Raw genomic sequence first — 17,490 nt, 5'->3', positions numbered from 1 at the left:
GCGACGGATCGTGCCGAGCGCGCTTCCCCTCGCCGACCCGGCGCCGTCCGACGGGCTGCTCCCGGAGACGGCGGCCGTCGGTGCCCACCAGCGCGCCTTCGGGGTCTACCTGCACGTGCCGTTCTGCCGGGTGCGCTGCGGGTACTGCGACTTCAACACCTACACGTCGACGGAACTCCGCGGCGCGAAACAGTCGGACTACGCCGACGAGGCGGTCGCCGAGATCCGCTTCGGCCGCGGTGTGCTGGAGGCGTCCGGCGTCCCCGACCGCCAGGTCTCCACAGTCTTCTTCGGCGGTGGCACACCGACCCTGCTGCCGGCGGACGACCTGGTCCGCATGCTGCGTGGCGTGACCGACTCCTTCGTCCTCGCGCCCGGCGCCGAGGTGACGACGGAGGCGAACCCGGACTCCGTGGACGCCGCGTACCTGCAGACCCTGGCGGACGCCGGCTTCACCCGTGTCTCGTTCGGCATGCAGTCGGCGGTGCCGAGCGTCCTGGCGACCCTCGAACGCACGCACGACCCGGCGCGGGTGCCGCTCGTGGTGCAGTGGGCGCGCGACGCCGGTCTCGGCGTCAGCCTCGACCTCATCTACGGGACACCGGGGGAGACGCTCGCCGACTGGCGTGTCTCACTCGAGACGGCCATCGCCTGCGCCCCCGACCATGTGTCGGCCTATTCGCTCATCGTCGAGCCCGGCACGAAGCTCGCCCGCCAGATCCGTTCCGGCGTGGTCGGAACGCCCGACGAGGATCTGCAGGCCGACATGTACGAGCTCGCCGACGACCTCCTGACCGCGGCCGGATACGGCTGGTACGAGGTCAGCAACTGGGCGACGTCCGACGATCACCGCTCCCGGCACAACCTGTCCTACTGGACCGGTGAGGACTGGTGGGGTGTCGGTCCCGGCTCCCACAGCCATGTCGGCGGGGTGCGCTGGTGGAACGTCAAACATCCTGCGGCCTACGCGCAGCGCATGGCGGCAGGCGAGTCACCCGCGGCCGGCCGCGAGACCCTCGACGACGAGACCCGCGAACTCGAGCGCATCCTGCTGCTGACCCGGACGCGCGACGGCATCCCGATCCGCACCCTCGCCCCCGAGGCGCGCACCGCCGTCGCCGGGCTCATCGCCGAGGAGCTCGTCGATGCACGGCAGGCGCTCCTCGGCCGTCTGGAGCTCACGCGACGCGGTCGACTCCTCGCCGATGCCGTCGTGCGGCGGCTCGTCGGCGACTGACGCGGTCCGGGCGCGTCCCGTTCATCAGGCCGTCGAACGACGTCAGGCCGCCGGAACGCCGACAGCCCCGACCGGCGGACCGGACGGGGCTGTCGTGTGCGGCTCGGAGGATCAGGCCTTGATGAACTGGATCGTGAGCGGGTAGCTGTACAGCTCGCCCTTGTTCGCCTTGATCGCGGCGATGATGCTGAACACGATCACGACGATGTACACGGCGATGATGACGAGGATGCCGACCACGACGATCGTGAGGATCGACCCGACCACGAGCGCGATGAGCATGGTCAACTGGAAGTTGAGTGCCGTGAGCGTGTGGGCCTTGATGAACGGACCGCGGTCCTTGAGCGCCAGGTAGCCGATCAGTGGCGGGATGAACCCGAAGAAGATCCCACCGATGTGGATGAGGGTCGACCACAGCTTCTCGTCGGACGGGCTCATCGGCTGGGCGACGGGGTAGGGCTGCTGGTACTGCGGGGCGCCGGCGGGCGGCGGCGGGTAGGAGCCGGCACCGGGCGGCGGCGGCGCGTAGCCACCGGCGGGCGGCGGCGGGTAGGAGCCTGCCGGCGGCTGGTGAGGAGCTGCGGGCGGGGGCGTCGCGCCGTCTCCTGCAGGCGGAACCGACCCGCCCTTGGCAGGGTCGACGGGCGGTTGAGCGTTCGGATCGGACATCTTCGCACCTTTCACGGAGAGTGATATTCAATTGGTCCAGCAGAGCGTATCGCACCAGGTGTCGCGGAAACGGGACCCACGCCTGTCGCCAACGGTATTCCTGGGCCGCCACGGCGCGCAAGGGATGGCTTCCGGTGGGCCGCGATATGATTGGCAGTCAGGGTGTTCGAGTGCTGACGATCGGTGTTCGGCGGAGACGAGGAGAGGGGTTCGCCATGGTGTCGGATCGCGGTCTCGAGGTCCTCCGGGTCATCGTCCAGGACTACGTCGCGTCGCGTGAGCCGGTCGGGTCGAAGACGATCGTGGATCGTCACTCCTTCGGGGTCTCGGCGGCCACCATCCGGAACGACATGGCGCAGCTCGAGGACGAAGAGCTCATCGCCGCACCCCACACCTCCTCGGGGCGCGTCCCGACGGACAAGGGCTACCGCATGTTCGTCGACCACCTGGCCGACCGACGCCCACTGAACAACGCGCAACGGACGGCGATCGAGACGTTCCTCGGCGCATCCGGCGACCTCGACGAAGTGCTCCACCGCACGGTGAGGCTTCTGTCGCAACTCACGAACCAGGTCGCGCTCGTCCAGTACCCCATGTTCTCCCGTGCCCGCGTCCGGCACCTCGAGCTCGTGAGCGTCACGCCGAACCGGGTGCTCGCCGTCATCATCCTCGACAACGGCCGGGTGGAGCAGCGTCTCATCGAGACGGAGCGGCCGGTCGACGACGACCTCATCGCGCGCCTCCGCGGTGCGTGCAACGAGGCGGTCGCAGGCCGTCCGCTCCTCGACGCCCACGACGCCCTCGGTGACGTCCCCGACACGATCGCCGAACTCGACCGGTCCGCGGCGGTCCGGATCGTCGACGCCGTGCGCGAGCAGCTCTCGGCCCAGCGCCAGGACCGCCTCGTGATGGCGGGCGCAGCGAACCTCGCTCGCACAGAGGACGACTTCCCGGGGAGCATCTACCCGGTGCTCGACGCGATCGAGCAGCAGGTGGTCCTCCTCAGGCTGTTCGGCGAGATGGAGTCGGAGCGGGACGGCGTCGTCGCCAGCATCGGGCGGGAGAACGCGTCCTTCGGCCTCGAGACGACGAGTGTCGTCGCGGGGAACTACCGTTCCTCTGGTGGCGAAATCGCCCGTCTCGGCGTCCTCGGCCCGACGAGAATGGACTACGCGAGCAACATGGCGGCGGTCCGAGCCGTCGCCAGATACCTCTCGCGCATCCTCGACGCCGAGTGACGCCTCCTCGTCGCGTCCACCAACACCTTCCGCACCTCGAACGAAAGGCCCTCAGTGGCTGACTACCCCGACCACTACGCAGCCCTCGGCGTCGCCAAGGAGGCGACGCCCGAAGAGATCAAGAAGGCCTACCGCCGCCTCGCCCGCGAGCTGCACCCGGACGTCAACCCGGGTTCCGACGCCTCGGAGCGATTCAAGGAGGTCACGCACGCCTACGACGTGCTCAGTGATCCCAAACAGCGCCAGCAGTACGACCTGGGTCCGCAGGCGGGCGGCTTCGGTGGCGGCGACGCCGGCTTCAGCGGCTTCGGTGACATCTTCGACACCTTCTTCGGCGGCGGCGGCCAGCAGCGCGGCCCGAAGTCACGTCGTTCGCGCGGCGAGGACGCGCTGCTCCGGGTCGAGCTCGACCTCGACGAGGTCATCTTCGGCACCCACCGCGACCTCGAGGTCGACACCGCGGTGCTCTGCGGCACCTGCAACGGCTCCTGCTGCCAGCCAGGCACCTCGCCGGTCACCTGCGACATCTGCCACGGCACCGGTTCCATCCAGCGCGCCGTCCGCTCGCTGCTCGGGAACGTCATGACCTCGGCACCGTGCGGCACCTGCCGTGGCTACGGGACGATCATCGCGACCCCGTGTGTCACCTGCCAGGGTCAGGGACGCCTCCGCGCCCGTCGCACCGTTTCGGTCGACATCCCGGCCGGTGTCGACACCGGCCTGCGGCTGCAGATGCCGGGCAGCGGCGAGGTCGGACCGGCCGGAGGCCCGAACGGCGACCTCTACCTCGAGATGAAGGTCAAGCACCACGACGTCTTCAGCCGCGACGGCGACGACCTGCTGTGCACGCTGGAGGTCCCGATGACGGACGCCATCTTCGGGCGCCACGTCACGGTCCACGCACTCGACGGCGACGTCGAGGTCGAACTTCGTCCGGGCGTCCAGAGCTCTGAGGTCATCACCGTGAAGGACCGCGGCGTGACCCGGCTCCGCGGGAACAGCCGAGGGGACCTCAAGATCGGCGTCCAGGTCGTCACCCCGACCAAGCTCGACCACCGCGAGCGGGAACTCATCAAGAGCTTCGCCTCGGGCCGGCGTCAGGGGCCTCCTGCGCTCGCGCAGTTCCAGCAGGGCCTGTTCGCGAAGATCCGCGACCGTTTCCACGGCGTCGGTTGAGATGAGCTCGCTGTACGTCCGCGAGGACCTCGAATCGACCGGCGTCGGCGACTCGGTCACCCTCCGGGGGCCGGAGGCGAAGCACGCCGTGTCGGTCAGCCGGCTGCGGGTGGGGGAGACGACGTCGATCGGCAACGGACGCGGACTGATCGCGACCGGAACCGTCGTCCGGAGCGAACCGGGCGAGCTCGAGATGCGCGTCGAGTCGGTGGTCGTGCATCCCGAGAACCGTCCGGCGCTCGTGCTCGTGCAGGCGCTGGCGAAGGGCGATCGCGACGAACTCGCCATCCAGGCGGCGACCGAGCTGGGTGTCGACCGGATCATCCCCTGGGGCGCTGAGCGCAGCATCTCCCGCTGGCAGGGCGACAAGGCGAGCAAGGGCCGAGCCCGCTGGCAGCTCATCGTGCGCGAAGCGGCGAAGCAGTCCATCCGCGCCCGGGTGCCCGAGGTGTCCGAGGTCGTCGACACGCGCGGCCTCGCCGCCCATGCCGACGGACGGACCGTACTCGTCCTGGAGCCCACGGTTGCGCTCAGCCTGACGGACCTCGACCCGTCGACCTTCGACGCCGACGAGGTGGTGCTCGTCGTCGGCCCCGAGGGCGGGATCTCGGCCGCCGAGCACGAGCGACTCGTCGACGCCGGTGCGGTGGCCGTGCGGATCGGCTCCGGCGTGCTGCGCACCTCGACGGCGGGGCCGGCGGCGATCGCAGCGGTGAACGTGCTGCTCGGCCGCTGGTGACCCGGGTTCAGCCCGCGCACGACGCCGCTGCGAACCTTAGACTGGTGGGCATGAGTGAAGCACCGTCCGTTTTCAGCCGCATCGTGTCCGGGGAGATCCCCACGACCCTCCTCGCCGAGACCGATCGGGTGATCGCCTTCGCCGACATCAACCCCCAGGCGCCGGTGCACCTCCTGGTCGTCCCGAAGACCGGCGAGTACCGCGACGTCGTGGCGTTGGCAGCCGGCGACCCCTCGCTGCTGGCCGAGATGGTCGAGGTCGCCTCATCGCTCGCACAGGAACACACGGGCGGCGACTTCCGCCTGGTCTTCAACACGGGTGAGACCGCGGGTCAGACGGTCTTCCACGTGCACGCGCACGTCCTCGGCGGTTCCCTCCAGGAGGGCTCCCTTGGCGGAGCCTGAGGCAACGACCCCCGACGTCCCCGCCGGTCGACGGGAGGAGGACGTGGAGCATGTGCTCCATGTCGACGGCATCGCGATGGTCCGGCTGCTCGGCCCGCAGGATCGCCTGCTCACCACCGTCGAGCGCGAACACCCCGGCGTCTCCGTGCACGTGCGCGGGAACGAGATCACCATCACCGGACCCTCGGCGCAAGCCGATGCGGCCAGACGACTCGTAGAGGAACTCATCACCATGGTCCGAGAAGGACACGACCCTGGCCCGGCGGAGGTCAGCACCTCGGCCCGGATCCTCGGCCAGGACGGCACGGCCTCGCCGTCCGAGGTCCTGGGTCAGGTGATCCTGACCTCCCGCGGCAAGACGATCAAGCCGAAGACCGTCGGTCAGCGAGCCTATGTGGACGCCATCGACGAGAACACGATCGTCTTCGGCATCGGTCCGGCCGGCACGGGCAAGACGTACCTCGCCATGGCGAAGGCGGTCCAGGCGCTCCAGCGCAAGGAGGTCAACCGGATCATCCTGACGCGTCCGGCGGTCGAGGCCGGCGAACGGCTCGGCTACCTGCCCGGCACCCTCACGGACAAGATCGACCCGTACCTCCGTCCGCTCTACGACGCGCTCAACGAGATGATGGACCCTGAGATCGTCCCGAAGCTGCTCGCAGCCGGCACGATCGAGGTCGCCCCGCTCGCCTACATGCGCGGACGCACCCTGAACGACTCCTTCATCGTCCTCGACGAGGCGCAGAACACCACGCCGGAGCAGATGAAGATGTTCCTCACGCGGCTCGGCTTCGGTTCCAAGATCGTCGTCACCGGTGACGTCACGCAGATCGACCTCCCGACGGGTGCGTCGGGACTCCGTCTCGTCACCCGGGTCCTGAAGGACATCGACGACATCCACTTCGCCAACCTGACGAGCGACGACGTCGTCCGTCACACGCTCGTCGGCCGCATCGTCGACGCTTACGGCGAATACGACGCCGTCCGCCAGGCACAGCGCTTCGAACGTGAGCAGGCGGCCGAGTTCGCCAACCGCGCCGAGCGTCGTGGCGCAGCGCGAGACCACCAGCCGAAACGAGGACGTTCATGACCATCGAGATCAACAACGAGTCCGGCGTCGCGGTCGACGAGTCGCGGATCCTGGCACTCGCGTCCTTCGCGCTCGACGCCATGCATGTCAGCCCCGACGCCGAGCTCGCCATCGTCCTCGTCGACGAGGGCGCCATGGAACAGCTGCACGTCCAGTGGATGGACGAGCCCGGCCCGACGGACGTCCTGAGCTTTCCCATGGACGAGCTGCGTCCTGGGACGGAGGAGAACCCGACACCACCCGGTCTCCTGGGCGACATCGTCCTCTGCCCGCAGGTCGCCGAGACGCAGGCGACCGCCGCGAAGCACTCCACGATGGAGGAGCTCCAGCTCCTGACCTGCCACGGCGTCCTGCACCTGCTCGGCTACGACCACGCCGAGCCCGACGAGGAGAAGGAGATGTTCGGCATCCAGCGCGACATCCTCCTCGCCTTCGCGCTGCAGGAGAGACGACGCACCAGCTGATGTCCCTCGTCGCCGTCTTCGTCATCGTCGCATTCCTCCTCGTCGCCTTCGCCGGTCTCATGGCCGCGGCCGATGCGGCGATCGGCGTCCAATCCGGCGCCGACATCCTCGATCTCGCCGAGGGCGCGCGGTCGGCATCGGCGCTCCGGGCGATCGCCGCGGACCCCGGCGCGCACGTCAACGCCATAAACTTCATCCGGATCCTGGCGGAGACGACGGCCGCCGTTCTCGTGACACTCGCGCTCGCCTCCTCGATCGAGGAACTGTGGCTGGTCCTCGTCCTGGCCGTCATCATCATGACGGGGACCTCCTTCGTCCTCGTCGGCGCGAGCCCGCGAGGGGTCGGACGAACCCATGCCAGCGGGGTACTGCGGTTCAGCGCTCCCGCGATCCGCACCGCACGGGTCGTCCTCGGTCCGGTCGCCAACGTCCTGGTCTCCCTGGGCAACCGGGTCACCCCAGGCCTCCCGCGTTCGGTCTCCTTCACCTCCGAGGAGCAGCTGCTCAGCATGGTCGATGAGGCGACGGCGCACTCGGTCCTCGAAGAGGACGACCGCGAGCTCATCCACTCGATCTTCGAGTTCAACGAGACGCTCGTCCGAGAGGTGATGGTGCCGCGCACCGACCTCGTGGGCCTGCAACGAGACCTCAGCGTCCGCGAGGCGCTCGAGGTGTTCCTGGAGACGGGCATATCGCGGGCACCGGTGAGCGACGGCGACATCGACGACCTCGTCGGCATCCTGTACCTGAAGGACCTCGTGAAGGCCATGTTCGGCGGAGAGGGTGCTGCCGAGGTCGGATCCATCGAGCCGCTGCTGCGGCCGGCGAGCTTCGTCCCGGAGTCCAAGAAGGCCGACTCGCTCCTACAGCAGATGCAGAAGGACTCGAACCACATCGCGATGGTCGTCGACGAGTACGGCGGCATCTCCGGTCTCGTCACCCTCGAAGACCTCATCGAGGAGCTCGTCGGCGACATCTCCGACGAGTACGACACCGACACCCCCGAGGTCACCGACCTCCACGACGGTCGGTTCCGGGTCGACGCCCGTCTCGCCGTCGACGAGCTGGGAGAGTTGTTCGGTCTCGAACTCGACGACGACGACGTGGACTCCGTCGGTGGTCTGCTCGCCAAGGCGCTCGGGCGTCTGCCCGTCGTCGGATCCACCGTCTCGACCAACGGACTCGAACTCACCGCCGAGCGGGTCGAGGGGCGGCGGGGACGCATCCTCACCGTCATCGTCCAGCGCGACGACCAGCTGCAGGACGCCCAGCAGGCGTCCACCGAACACCGGGAGCACCCATGAGCGACACCACCCCTCCGTCCGACTTCCGCGCGGGGTTCGTGTCCTTCGTCGGACGCCCGAACGTCGGCAAGTCCACGTTGACCAACGCCCTCGTGGGGGAGAAGGTCGCGATCACGAGTTCGAAGCCCCAGACCACGCGACGCGCCATCCGCGGCGTCGTGCACCGCGAGCACGGCCAGCTCATCGTCGTCGACACCCCGGGCATCCACCGTCCGCGGACGCTGCTCGGACAGCGGCTCAACGACCTCGTGCAGTCGACGCTCTCGGACGTCGACGTGATCGGCTTCTGCATCCCGGCCAACGAGAAGCTCGGTCCCGGCGACCGCTTCATCAACGAGTCGCTCGACGGCTTCCCGCGGGCGAAGAAGGTCGCGATCGTCACGAAGACCGACACCGCGAGCCGCACCACCATCGCCGAGCAGCTGCTCGCGATCTCCGAACTCCGCGACTGGGACGCGGTCATCCCGCTGTCCGCCGTGACGGACGACCAGCTCGACATCCTGGTCACCGAGGTGACGAAGCTCATGCCGCTCTCGGAGCGTCTCTACCCGGCGGAGGCGACGACCGACGAGACCGTCGTCGACCGGGTGTCCGAGCTCATCCGTGAGGCCGCCCTCGAGGGTGTCCAGGACGAGCTGCCGCACTCGCTCGCGGTGACCATCGACGACATGATCCCTCGTGAGGGAACCGACCTGCTCGACATCTACGCCAACGTGTTCGTGGAGCGGGACAGCCAGAAGGCCATCATCATCGGCAAGGGCGGCTCACGGCTGCGCGACGTCGGCGCCCGCGCCCGGGCCGGCATCGAACCGCTCGTGGGGTCACGCGTGTTCCTCTCGATCCGCGTGAAGGTCGCGAAGGACTGGCAGCGCGACCCGAAGCTGTTGGGCCGTCTCGGATTCTGACCGGCGCACCAGCTAGCTGAATGACCGTTGAGCGCCGACTGAGCGCTTGCTGTGGGACAGTGATCGAGCAAGGCATGCGCCCCTGGGCGCGGACATACTGATCCCGGGGTCGGGAGAGGGTGTCCACGTGTTCGACGGATTGTTGGGATTCCGGCTGGATCAGCCGATGCTGCTCGTCTGGGCGGCGGTCGTCGCCGCACTGCTCGCCGTGATCCTGATCACCGGTCGTCGATCGTTCCGATCCGTGATCACGAAGGTGCTGGCGGCGGTATGCGGCGCCGTCTTTGCGTACGTGCTCGCCTGGGTCCTCGGTGACGTCCTCGACGTCTTCGGGATCGGGCTGACTCCGACCACACGTGCGTGGGCGGCCGTCGCATGCGCCGGTGCCGCGCTCGCGATCGTCAGCATCCCGCGGGCCAGGGCGTGGCGCGTCGTCACGGCCGTCGTCGCGGTGCCCGTGTTCCTGCTCATCGGTGCCCTCGGCATCAACCAGGACTTCGGTCAGTTCCCGACCGTGCGCTCGGCGCTCGGGATCAGTCCGTACGGGGCGTTCACTTCGGTGGCTGCGGCGCACGAGACGACCGCGGACTGGCGAGCCCCGACCGGCCTCCCCGCTGACGGCCGCGTCGAGCGGGTCGACATCCCGGCCACGACATCCGGGTTCCGACACCGGGAAGCACTCGTCTACCTGCCGCCAGCGGCACTGACCGCCCACCCGCCGGCGCTGCCCGTGATCGAGGCGTTCAGTGGTCAGCCGGGCCAGCCGGCCGACCTGTTCGCGTCGGCCGGATTCGCTGGTCTCCTCGACCGGTTCGCGGCGTCACACCACGGTCTGGCGCCGATCGTGGTGGTGCCGGACCAGCTGGGGGCTCCGGACGCCAACCCGATGTGCGTCGACGGCCCGCTCGGGAACTCCGCGAGCTATCTCACCGTCGACGTCCCGGCCTGGATCACGGCGCACCTGCCCGTCTCCTCCGCTCGGACGGACTGGTTCATCGCTGGCTTCTCGCAGGGCGGCACCTGTTCCATCCAGCTCGGCGCCGCTCATCCCGAGCGCTTCGGCGGCATCCTCGACATCTCGGGAGAGGTGGTCCCCACCATCGGTCCGTCGACGGTCGCGAAGGGGTTCGGCGGGTCGGAGGCGGCCTATGCCGCAGCCGCCCCGTCCGCGATCATGGCCGAGCGGGCGCCCTACGCGGACACCGTCGCGATCTTCGGGTACGGCAGCGCCGACGCGCGCTACGGGCCCGGCGTCGAGCGGATCCAAGCGGCCGCGGCTGCTGCCGGCATGCGCACGAGCACCTTCGTGTCGCAGGGGACCGCGCACGACTGGCACACCGTCCACACGGTCCTCGAACGGGCGCTACCGGCGGTCGCGTCGCGGTTCGGCCTCGGCTGACGCCACTCGGACGGAGCCGTGGGTCAGTGCTATGCTGGCGACGTGTTCACCGGTCTGCTCCTCCTTAGCTGCCGCGACGAGTCCTAGTTCCAGGCCTCCCTCGTCGCGGAGTTCGTCATTGGCTCACCCCCAATCCCACGAGGAGATCCCAGGATCATGAAGAACACCCAGAAGCCTTCAGGCATGCCGGTCCATCGCTACCGCGCCTACCAGGACCAGTTCGCCGTATCGCTGCCCGATCGCACCTGGCCCGACCGCCGCATCACCGAGGCGCCGCGCTGGTGCGCCGTCGACCTGCGTGACGGCAACCAGGCGCTCATCGACCCCATGAGCCCCGAACGCAAGCGCATCATGTTCGACCTCCTGGTGAAGATGGGCTACAAGGAGATCGAGGTCGGGTTCCCGAGCGCGAGCCAGACCGACTTCGACTTCGTGCGCAGCCTCATCGAAGAGGGTGCGATCCCCGACGACGTCACCATCCAGGTGCTGACCCAGGCACGGGACCACCTCATCGAGCGCACCTACGAGTCGTTGCACGGCGCGAAGCAGGCGATCGTGCACCTCTACAACTCCACCAGCGTCCTGCAGCGGGACGTGGTGTTCCGGAGCGACAAGCAGGGCATCATCGACCTGGCTCTGCACGGGGCCCGGAAGTGCCGGGAGATGGAGTCCACCGTCCCGGGGACGCAGATCTACTACGAGTACTCGCCGGAGAGCTACACGGGGACCGAGCTCGAGTTCGCCGTCGACATCTGCAACCAGGTGGTCGAGGTGCTCGAGGCGACGCCGGACCGCAAGGTCATCATCAACCTCCCGGCCACCGTCGAGATGGCCACGCCGAACGTCTACGCGGATTCGATCGAGTGGATGAGCCGCAACCTCGCCAATCGCGAGAACATCATCATCTCGCTGCACCCGCACAACGACCGCGGTACGGCGATCGCCGCTGCCGAGCTCGGCTACCAGGCTGGCGCCGACCGCATCGAGGGCTGCCTCTTCGGGAACGGTGAGCGGACCGGCAACGTCGACCTCGTCGCACTCGGCATCAACATGTTCACGCAGGGTGTCGACCCGCAGATCGACTTCAGCGACATCGACCAGGTCAAGCGGACCGCCGAGCACTGCAACCAATTGCCGGTGCACGAGCGGAGCCCCTGGGCAGGCGACCTCGTCTTCACGGCGTTCAGCGGCTCGCACCAGGACGCGATCAAGAAGGGCTTCGAGGCGATGTCGGTCGAAGCGGCGTCGCAGGGCAAGGACGTCGCCGACCTGGAGTGGGCGGTCCCGTACCTCCCCGTCGACCCGCAGGACCTGGGCCGGAGCTACGAAGCGGTCATCCGCGTCAACTCGCAGTCCGGCAAGGGCGGCGTCGCCTACCTGCTGAAGAACGACCACGCACTGGACCTGCCGCGTCGTCTGCAGATCGAGTTCTCCGGAGTCGTGCAGGCCAAGACCGACGCCGAGGGCGGCGAGGTGACGAGCGGCCAGATCTGGGCGGTCTTCCAGGACGAGTACCTCCCGGCGGCCGTGGCCGACGCGAAGTGGGGCCGGTTCGAACTGCAGTCCACCAAGACGTCGAGCGACCTCGCGGGCACCGTGGTGCTCGAGGTCGCCCTCCGCGACGGCGAGGCCGTGGAGGAGCGCACATCGACCGGGAACGGTCCGATCGCAGCCTTCCTCAACATGCTCTCCGACCGCGGCATCGAGGTCACGCTCTACGACTACGTCGAGCACACGCTGAGCGCCGGCGGCGACGCCGAGGCCGCCGCCTACGTGGAGCTGCAGGTGAACGATCAGCGACTGTGGGGCGTGGGCATCGACGGTGATATCGCGACCGCATCCTTGAAGGCTGTCGTGTCGGCCGTCAACCGCGCCGTGCGGTCCGGTGTCGAGGCTCGGGAGCTGGCGGCGATCTGAGATCATCCGTAACGCCGGGTCGTCCTTCGGGAAGACCCGGCGTTGCGGCGTTCCGGAGACGTACACCCGAAGGATGATCTTGCGCCGCGGGTGCCGCCCCTCCGGTGGGCAGGTCGTACGGTTGGAGGATGCTCCGCACGCTCCGGCCCGGCCAACTGGCCGTCGACATCGCACTGCCGTCCGTGCTGTTCATCCTCACCTTCGTGCTGTACGCGACGAGGCCGCAGCAGTACGTGATCGTGCTCCTCGGCATGTGCGCCGCCCTCGCCGTGCGCCGGCTCGCCCCGGGGATCTCGCTCGCCATCGCCTGGGTGACGGCCATCGTGCAGATGCTGTTGCTCCTCGCGCCGGACCCCGCGAACTTCGCGATCCCCGTCGTGCTGTACGCGGCGGCGACGTATGGCGGCAAGGTGGCGCGGTGGATCTCCTTCGCCTCCGCCTTCCTCGGGGCCGCGCTCATCGTGGTCTACGTGATCGTCGTCCCGAGCTGGACGACGGGTGTGAACGCCGAGATCAACTCCTTCGGCCTGGCCACCGACATGACCCCGGTCGCGAAGGTGACGATCGGGCTCTTCATGTTCCTCGCCTTCGCGGCGTTCTTCGGGCTCGCCTGGACGGCCGGTGTCCTCATGCGGACCTGGCGTCGTGCCAGGGAGAGTCGCCAGGCGCAGTTGCTGGCCGAACGCGACGTCGCCGTCGAGCAGGAGCGCAACCGGATCGCCCGCGACATGCACGACGTCGTCGCGCACTCGCTGGCGGTCGTGATCGCGCAGGCCGACGGTGCCAGATACGCCCTTGCCGCGGACCCCGATTCGGCTGACCAGGCGCTCCGGACGATCTCGAGCATCTCCCGGGAGGCCTTGGCCGACGTGCGGGTGCTGCTCGGGCAGTTGCGGTTCCAGCAGAGCGAGGGTCCACAGCCGGTCTTGGCCGACCTCGACCGCCTGTACGAGCAGCTGCGCGGGGCGGGCGTCGACGTCGTGGTCGAGAACCACGGAGCGGAGCGCCAGGTGGCGACCGGTTCGCAGCTCGCGGTGTACCGGATCATCCAGGAGGCGCTCACGAACGCCCTCCGCCACGGCGACCACCGTGCTCCGATCGACGTCCACCTCGACTGGACCGGCCCGGAGCTGCAGGTGTGGATCGTCAATCGCGCGAAGTCGGAACCGCCCAAGCCCGGAACCGGTCACGGACTCGCCGGGATGAACGAGCGCGCTACGCTGGCAGGCGGCAGGTTCGGGACGACCCTGGTGGACGGTCTCTTCACCGTGTACGCATCGATCCCGTTCACGACGGCAGGAGTGACGAGATGACCGACCCAGGCGGCAGCGCGGCAGCGGAGGCGATCACCATCGCCCTGGTGGACGACCAGGCCCTGTTCCGCGGCGGCATCCGCATGCTCATCGGCTCCCAGCCGGACCTGCGGGTCGTCGGCGAGGCGTCAGACGGACGCCAGGCGGTGGAGCTCGCCGCCCGGACCCGCCCGCAGGTCATCCTCATGGACGTCCGGATGCCGGTCATGGACGGTATCGAGGCGACCAAGGCGATCCTGGCCGAAGCGGACGCGCGCGGGACGGAACCGCCCCGCATCATCGTGCTGACCACCTTCGACCTCGACGAGGCGGCCGCGACGGCGATTCGAGCCGGTGCGAGCGGCTTCGTGCTGAAGGACGCCGAACCGGAGTTCCTCCTCGCAGCGATCCGCACCGTGCACGCGGGGAACGCCGTCATCGCGGCGTCCGCGACGCGCGAGCTGTTCGAACACTTCCGGCAGGCGCCCACGCCGCCCGTCGCACCCCAGCGCTACGCCGAACTCACCGCTCGGGAGCGGGAGATCTTCCTCCTCGCGGCGCGCGGGCTGAGCAACTCGGAGATCGCGGCGGCCGAGTTCCTCAGTGAGGCGACGGTGAAGACGCACATCAGCCGGATCTTCGGCAAGCTCGAGGTGCGCGATCGCGTGCAGCTCGTCGTCTTCGCCTTCGAGCACGGGCTGGTCTGACCGACCGCTCCATCGCCGGTGGTCCGAGGATCATCCGTCCGATGTAGGGGGATCGCTCGGGCGCACGACGCGGACGAGGGGGAGCCCTCCGTAGCGTCGAAGCATGGAGAATTCAACACAACCAGCCGTCGTCGCCAGCGTCCGCGGACTGCGCAAGAGCTACGGCCCGTCGGGCAACCAGGTGATCGCGCTCGACGGCGTCGACCTCGAGATCCAGCGCGGTCGGTTCACGGCCATTATGGGGCCGAGCGGATCAGGCAAGTCGACGCTCATGCACATCATGGCCGGACTCGATCAGGCCACCGAGGGCCGTGTCCGGCTCGGCGACCAAGACATCACCGACCTCGACGACGGGCAGCTCACGATCCTGCGCCGGCGTCGGGTGGGGTTCGTCTTCCAGGCGTTCAACCTCGTCCCGACCCTCGACGTCGCGGCGAACATCCGGCTGCCGTTCGAGCTCGACGCCAGACGACCGACGGGCGAGGAGCAGAGCTGGATCGACGTCCTCGTGAGCACGCTCGGACTCGCGTCGCGGCTGGGGCACCGGCCTCATGAGCTCTCGGGCGGCCAGCAGCAGCGGGTCGCGATCGCACGTGCCCTGGCGACCCGGCCCGAGTTGCTCTTCGCCGACGAGCCGACCGGCAACCTCGACTCACGTACCGGCCGGAGCGTGTTGGCGCTCCTCGCAGCCGCGAGCACGGAGTACGGGCAGAGCATCGCGATGGTCACCCACGACCCCATCGCCGCGAGCTATGCGGACCGGATCGTGTTCCTCGCCGACGGCAAGGTCGTCGACGACCGTCCGCGGTCGACGCCCGAGCAGATCTCCGCACTGATGCTCGGAATGGAGCGTGCGGCGTGAGCGGCTCGGCGCTCGGCCCACGAGCGAGCGAACATCGGGCGAGCCTGCTCGTCGCGACGCTGAGCGCGTCGTTCGGCGTCCTGCTGCTGATGGTCACCAGCATCATGTCGACGTTCATCCTCGCGGACGACGTCACGGGGTCCAGCGGGACCGTCGTGATCATGCTCGTGCTGGCCGCAGCCGTCTTCGTGTCGCTCGCGGTGTACGTGGGGGCGATCGTCACGGCCAACACCTTCGCGACCATCGTCGCCGGCCGGACGAGGACGATCGCGCTCCTCCGGCTCATCGGATCGACCGCGAGGTCGCAGCGTCGCGCCGTCGCGCGGGAAGGGGTCGTCGTCGGTCTGCTCGGCGGTGGGGCCGGCCTCGTCGTCGGCCTTCTCGCCGCCTTCGGACTCGTCCGCGTCGGCGTGGCCACCGGTGTGTTGCCGGAGCTGCCGTACCCGATCGTCGAGCCGGCGGTCCTCCTCCCGGTCGCCGCCGTCGTCCTGACGACCTGGCTCGCATCGTGGATCGGCGCCCGTCGGGTCCTGTCGGTCACGCCCATGCAGGCGATCGGGGGATCCCAGGAGCTGAGCCGGGAGGAAACCGTCGCACGACCCGCTCGGAACGCGGTCGCGATCGGCCTGTTCGTCGTCGGTGTCCTGCTCCTCCTCGCCGGGGTGGGCGTGGGGCTCGTGTCGCCGCTCGGGGTGCTCATCGGCATCGTCGGCGGGATCGTGTCCTTCTCAGGCCTCATCCTCGGCGCGCACCTCGTGATGCCGCCGGCGCTGCGCCTCGTCGGCCGGCTGTTCGGCGGATCCGCCACGGCCAGGCTCGCGGCCGAGAACGCCGTCCGCTACCCGGAGCGCAGTTCCCGCACCACGATCGGTCTCGTGATCGGTGTCACCCTCGTGACGATGTTCGCCGTCGCGGCGGCGAACTTCCAGGAGTTCGTCATGAACGCGCAGGCGATGCAGCCGGACGTCTACGAGGGGACCCAGGCCGTTGTCGCGACCACCGTCGCCGTGTTCTCGGCCCTCATCGGGCTGAGTGCGCTCATCGCCGCCGTCGGCATGGTGAACAACCTGTCCCTCAGCGTGCTGCAGCGCACCCGGGAACTCGGGCTGCTGCGGGCGCTCGGGTTCTCCGCCCGACAGATCCGCCGGATGATCGTCATCGAGTCGGCCCAACTGACGATCGCCGCCGTGGCTGTCGGACTCGTACTCGGCACCTTCTACGGATGGGCGGGGGCGCAGTCGATGTTCGGCGCGATCAACGGATCGCCGGGACTGATCGTGCCGGTCATCCCCTGGGGCATCGTGCTCGTGATCGTGGTGCTCGCCGCGCTGCTCACCGCTGCGGCGTCGGTGGCTCCCTCACGACGGGCGACCCGCATCGCCCCGGTCGCCGCACTCGCGGTCGACTGAGCCCCGGTCAGCCTCGCGTCGAGCGGCGCCAGATCCGCCATCCGCCGATCTGGCGCTGCTCGGGTAGCGTCCATCCGAAGCGCACCGCCAGGAGCCGGATCACCGCGGTCGACGAGACGCCCACGATCGCGGCGATCCCGAGCGGAGCGCCGAACGTGACGGCGAGGACGAGCAGGGCCGTCCCGACCGCGGCGGCGACGGCGTACAGCGATCCGACGTGCATGAGCGCGACGGGGACGCCGAGCATGACGTCCCGGAGCACCGACCCGCCGACGGCCGACACGGTGCCGACGAAGATGGCCGGGATGACCGGGAGGCCCGCCGCGAGTGCCTTCGTGGAACCGATCGCCCCGAACATGCCGATCGTCAGGGCGTCGAGTCCGATGATGACCGGTCCGAGCCGTGTGACCGTCCTGAGGAGGAGCATGCCGAGCAGGGCCGCCCCTGAGGCGACGGGGAGGTACCAGTTGTTCTGCAGCGACGCCGGGACCTGTCCGAGCAGGATGTCGCGGATGAGACCGCCGCCGAGCCCGACGACGACGCCGATGATCGCGACGCCGAGCCAGTCGAGCTGACGATCCTGGAACCTGGCCGCGAACATCGCGCCCTGGACGGCGCCGATCGCGACCGCCGAGAGGTCGACCCAGAGTGGGACGACGAAGAGGACCTCGTTCACGG

17 protein-coding genes are annotated in these 17,490 nt (G+C 69.2%); 15 read left to right on the top strand and 2 right to left on the bottom strand.

The features are described from left to right. Positions 1 to 10 precede the first annotated feature (10 nt). A complete protein-coding gene (hemW, locus tag QRN27_RS00865) occupies positions 11 to 1,237 on the top strand; it encodes a radical SAM family heme chaperone HemW (RefSeq protein WP_285040356.1) in 1,227 nt (408 codons plus the stop codon). 111 nt (positions 1,238 to 1,348) lie between these two features. Here hemW and QRN27_RS00860 read toward each other — a convergent pair whose 3' ends face one another. Then, on the bottom strand, positions 1,349 to 1,906 hold the full coding sequence (locus QRN27_RS00860) for a DUF4870 domain-containing protein (RefSeq protein ID WP_235522547.1): 558 nt from the start codon (positions 1,904 to 1,906) through the stop codon (positions 1,349 to 1,351). A gap of 215 nt (positions 1,907 to 2,121) precedes the next feature. On the opposite strand from QRN27_RS00860, the gene hrcA reads away from it, so the two are divergent. From hrcA to QRN27_RS00790, 14 genes are all read left to right on the top strand, one after another. Then, entirely contained in the window at positions 2,122 to 3,144 is a 1,023-nt protein-coding gene (hrcA, locus tag QRN27_RS00855) for a heat-inducible transcriptional repressor HrcA (protein ID WP_285040355.1), read from the top strand. 54 nt (positions 3,145 to 3,198) lie between these two features. After that, positions 3,199 to 4,320: a molecular chaperone DnaJ gene (gene dnaJ, locus QRN27_RS00850; RefSeq protein ID WP_056006528.1), complete on the top strand. Its 1,122-nt coding sequence runs from the start codon at positions 3,199 to 3,201 to the stop codon at positions 4,318 to 4,320. A gap of 1 nt (position 4,321) precedes the next feature. Next, positions 4,322 to 5,059 carry a 16S rRNA (uracil(1498)-N(3))-methyltransferase gene (locus QRN27_RS00845; protein WP_285040353.1) on the top strand — a complete coding sequence of 246 codons (738 nt, stop codon included), beginning with the start codon at positions 4,322 to 4,324 and terminating at the stop codon, positions 5,057 to 5,059. A gap of 50 nt (positions 5,060 to 5,109) precedes the next feature. Continuing rightward, complete coding sequence (locus QRN27_RS00840) at positions 5,110 to 5,463, top strand: HIT domain-containing protein (protein WP_285040351.1); 354 nt, start codon at positions 5,110 to 5,112, stop codon at positions 5,461 to 5,463. Between the two features lie 76 nt (positions 5,464 to 5,539). Next, complete coding sequence (locus tag QRN27_RS00835; protein ID WP_285040730.1) at positions 5,540 to 6,553, top strand: PhoH family protein; 1,014 nt, start codon at positions 5,540 to 5,542, stop codon at positions 6,551 to 6,553. Continuing rightward, positions 6,550 to 7,017, top strand: coding sequence for an rRNA maturation RNase YbeY (gene ybeY / locus QRN27_RS00830; protein WP_056006516.1), 468 nt, complete (start codon positions 6,550 to 6,552; stop codon positions 7,015 to 7,017). Before QRN27_RS00835 ends, ybeY begins: the two co-directional genes overlap by 4 nt. Next, complete coding sequence (locus tag QRN27_RS00825; protein ID WP_285040349.1) at positions 7,017 to 8,321, top strand: hemolysin family protein; 1,305 nt, start codon at positions 7,017 to 7,019, stop codon at positions 8,319 to 8,321. Before ybeY ends, QRN27_RS00825 begins: the two co-directional genes overlap by 1 nt. Beyond that, entirely contained in the window at positions 8,318 to 9,226 is a 909-nt protein-coding gene (gene era, locus QRN27_RS00820) for a GTPase Era (protein WP_056006509.1), read from the top strand. The genes QRN27_RS00825 and era overlap by 4 nt, the downstream gene beginning before the upstream one ends. Positions 9,227 to 9,353: 127 nt before the next feature. Next, positions 9,354 to 10,625, top strand: coding sequence for an alpha/beta hydrolase (locus QRN27_RS00815; protein WP_285040347.1), 1,272 nt, complete (start codon positions 9,354 to 9,356; stop codon positions 10,623 to 10,625). Positions 10,626 to 10,781: 156 nt separating this feature from the next. Beyond that, positions 10,782 to 12,542, top strand: a complete 1,761-nt coding sequence (gene leuA / locus QRN27_RS00810; protein ID WP_285040345.1) for a 2-isopropylmalate synthase — start codon at positions 10,782 to 10,784, stop codon at positions 12,540 to 12,542. A 128-nt stretch (positions 12,543 to 12,670) separates the two neighbouring features. Further along, positions 12,671 to 13,855: a sensor histidine kinase gene (locus QRN27_RS00805; protein ID WP_285040343.1), complete on the top strand. Its 1,185-nt coding sequence runs from the start codon at positions 12,671 to 12,673 to the stop codon at positions 13,853 to 13,855. Further along, entirely contained in the window at positions 13,852 to 14,541 is a 690-nt protein-coding gene (locus tag QRN27_RS00800; RefSeq protein WP_285040341.1) for a response regulator, read from the top strand. The genes QRN27_RS00805 and QRN27_RS00800 overlap by 4 nt, the downstream gene beginning before the upstream one ends. A 103-nt stretch (positions 14,542 to 14,644) precedes the next feature. Further along, entirely contained in the window at positions 14,645 to 15,403 is a 759-nt protein-coding gene (locus QRN27_RS00795) for an ABC transporter ATP-binding protein (RefSeq protein ID WP_285040339.1), read from the top strand. Continuing rightward, positions 15,400 to 16,812, top strand: coding sequence for an ABC transporter permease (locus QRN27_RS00790; protein ID WP_285040336.1), 1,413 nt, complete (start codon positions 15,400 to 15,402; stop codon positions 16,810 to 16,812). Before QRN27_RS00795 ends, QRN27_RS00790 begins: the two co-directional genes overlap by 4 nt. Before the next feature lie 7 nt (positions 16,813 to 16,819). Here QRN27_RS00790 and QRN27_RS00785 read toward each other — a convergent pair whose 3' ends face one another. Continuing rightward, positions 16,820 to 17,488, bottom strand: a complete 669-nt coding sequence (locus tag QRN27_RS00785) for a trimeric intracellular cation channel family protein (RefSeq protein ID WP_056006494.1) — start codon at positions 17,486 to 17,488, stop codon at positions 16,820 to 16,822. Positions 17,489 to 17,490: the final 2 nt, after the last annotated feature.

Origin of the sequence: Plantibacter sp. LMC-P-059a (genome assembly GCF_030209505.1) — a bacterium.
Taxonomy (GTDB): Bacteria; Actinomycetota; Actinomycetes; order Actinomycetales; family Microbacteriaceae; genus Plantibacter.
This window is presented reverse-complemented; position numbering and strand designations above follow the sequence as displayed.

Excerpts from the sequence above, each read along its gene's own strand:
- QRN27_RS00860 (WP_235522547.1), bottom strand. The coding sequence starts at position 1,906 with ATGTCCGATCCGAACGCTCAACCGCCCGTCGACCCTGCCAAGGGCGGG.
- hrcA (WP_285040355.1), top strand. The coding sequence starts at position 2,122 with ATGGTGTCGGATCGCGGTCTCGAGGTCCTCCGGGTCATCGTCCAGGAC.
- QRN27_RS00845 (WP_285040353.1), top strand. The coding sequence starts at position 4,322 with ATGAGCTCGCTGTACGTCCGCGAGGACCTCGAATCGACCGGCGTCGGC.
- QRN27_RS00840 (WP_285040351.1), top strand. The coding sequence starts at position 5,110 with ATGAGTGAAGCACCGTCCGTTTTCAGCCGCATCGTGTCCGGGGAGATC.
- QRN27_RS00835 (WP_285040730.1), top strand. The coding sequence starts at position 5,540 with ATGGTCCGGCTGCTCGGCCCGCAGGATCGCCTGCTCACCACCGTCGAG.
- ybeY (WP_056006516.1), top strand. The coding sequence starts at position 6,550 with ATGACCATCGAGATCAACAACGAGTCCGGCGTCGCGGTCGACGAGTCG.
- QRN27_RS00825 (WP_285040349.1), top strand. The coding sequence starts at position 7,017 with ATGTCCCTCGTCGCCGTCTTCGTCATCGTCGCATTCCTCCTCGTCGCC.
- era (WP_056006509.1), top strand. The coding sequence starts at position 8,318 with ATGAGCGACACCACCCCTCCGTCCGACTTCCGCGCGGGGTTCGTGTCC.
- leuA (WP_285040345.1), top strand. The coding sequence starts at position 10,782 with ATGAAGAACACCCAGAAGCCTTCAGGCATGCCGGTCCATCGCTACCGC.
- QRN27_RS00805 (WP_285040343.1), top strand. The coding sequence starts at position 12,671 with ATGCTCCGCACGCTCCGGCCCGGCCAACTGGCCGTCGACATCGCACTG.
- QRN27_RS00800 (WP_285040341.1), top strand. The coding sequence starts at position 13,852 with ATGACCGACCCAGGCGGCAGCGCGGCAGCGGAGGCGATCACCATCGCC.
- QRN27_RS00795 (WP_285040339.1), top strand. The coding sequence starts at position 14,645 with ATGGAGAATTCAACACAACCAGCCGTCGTCGCCAGCGTCCGCGGACTG.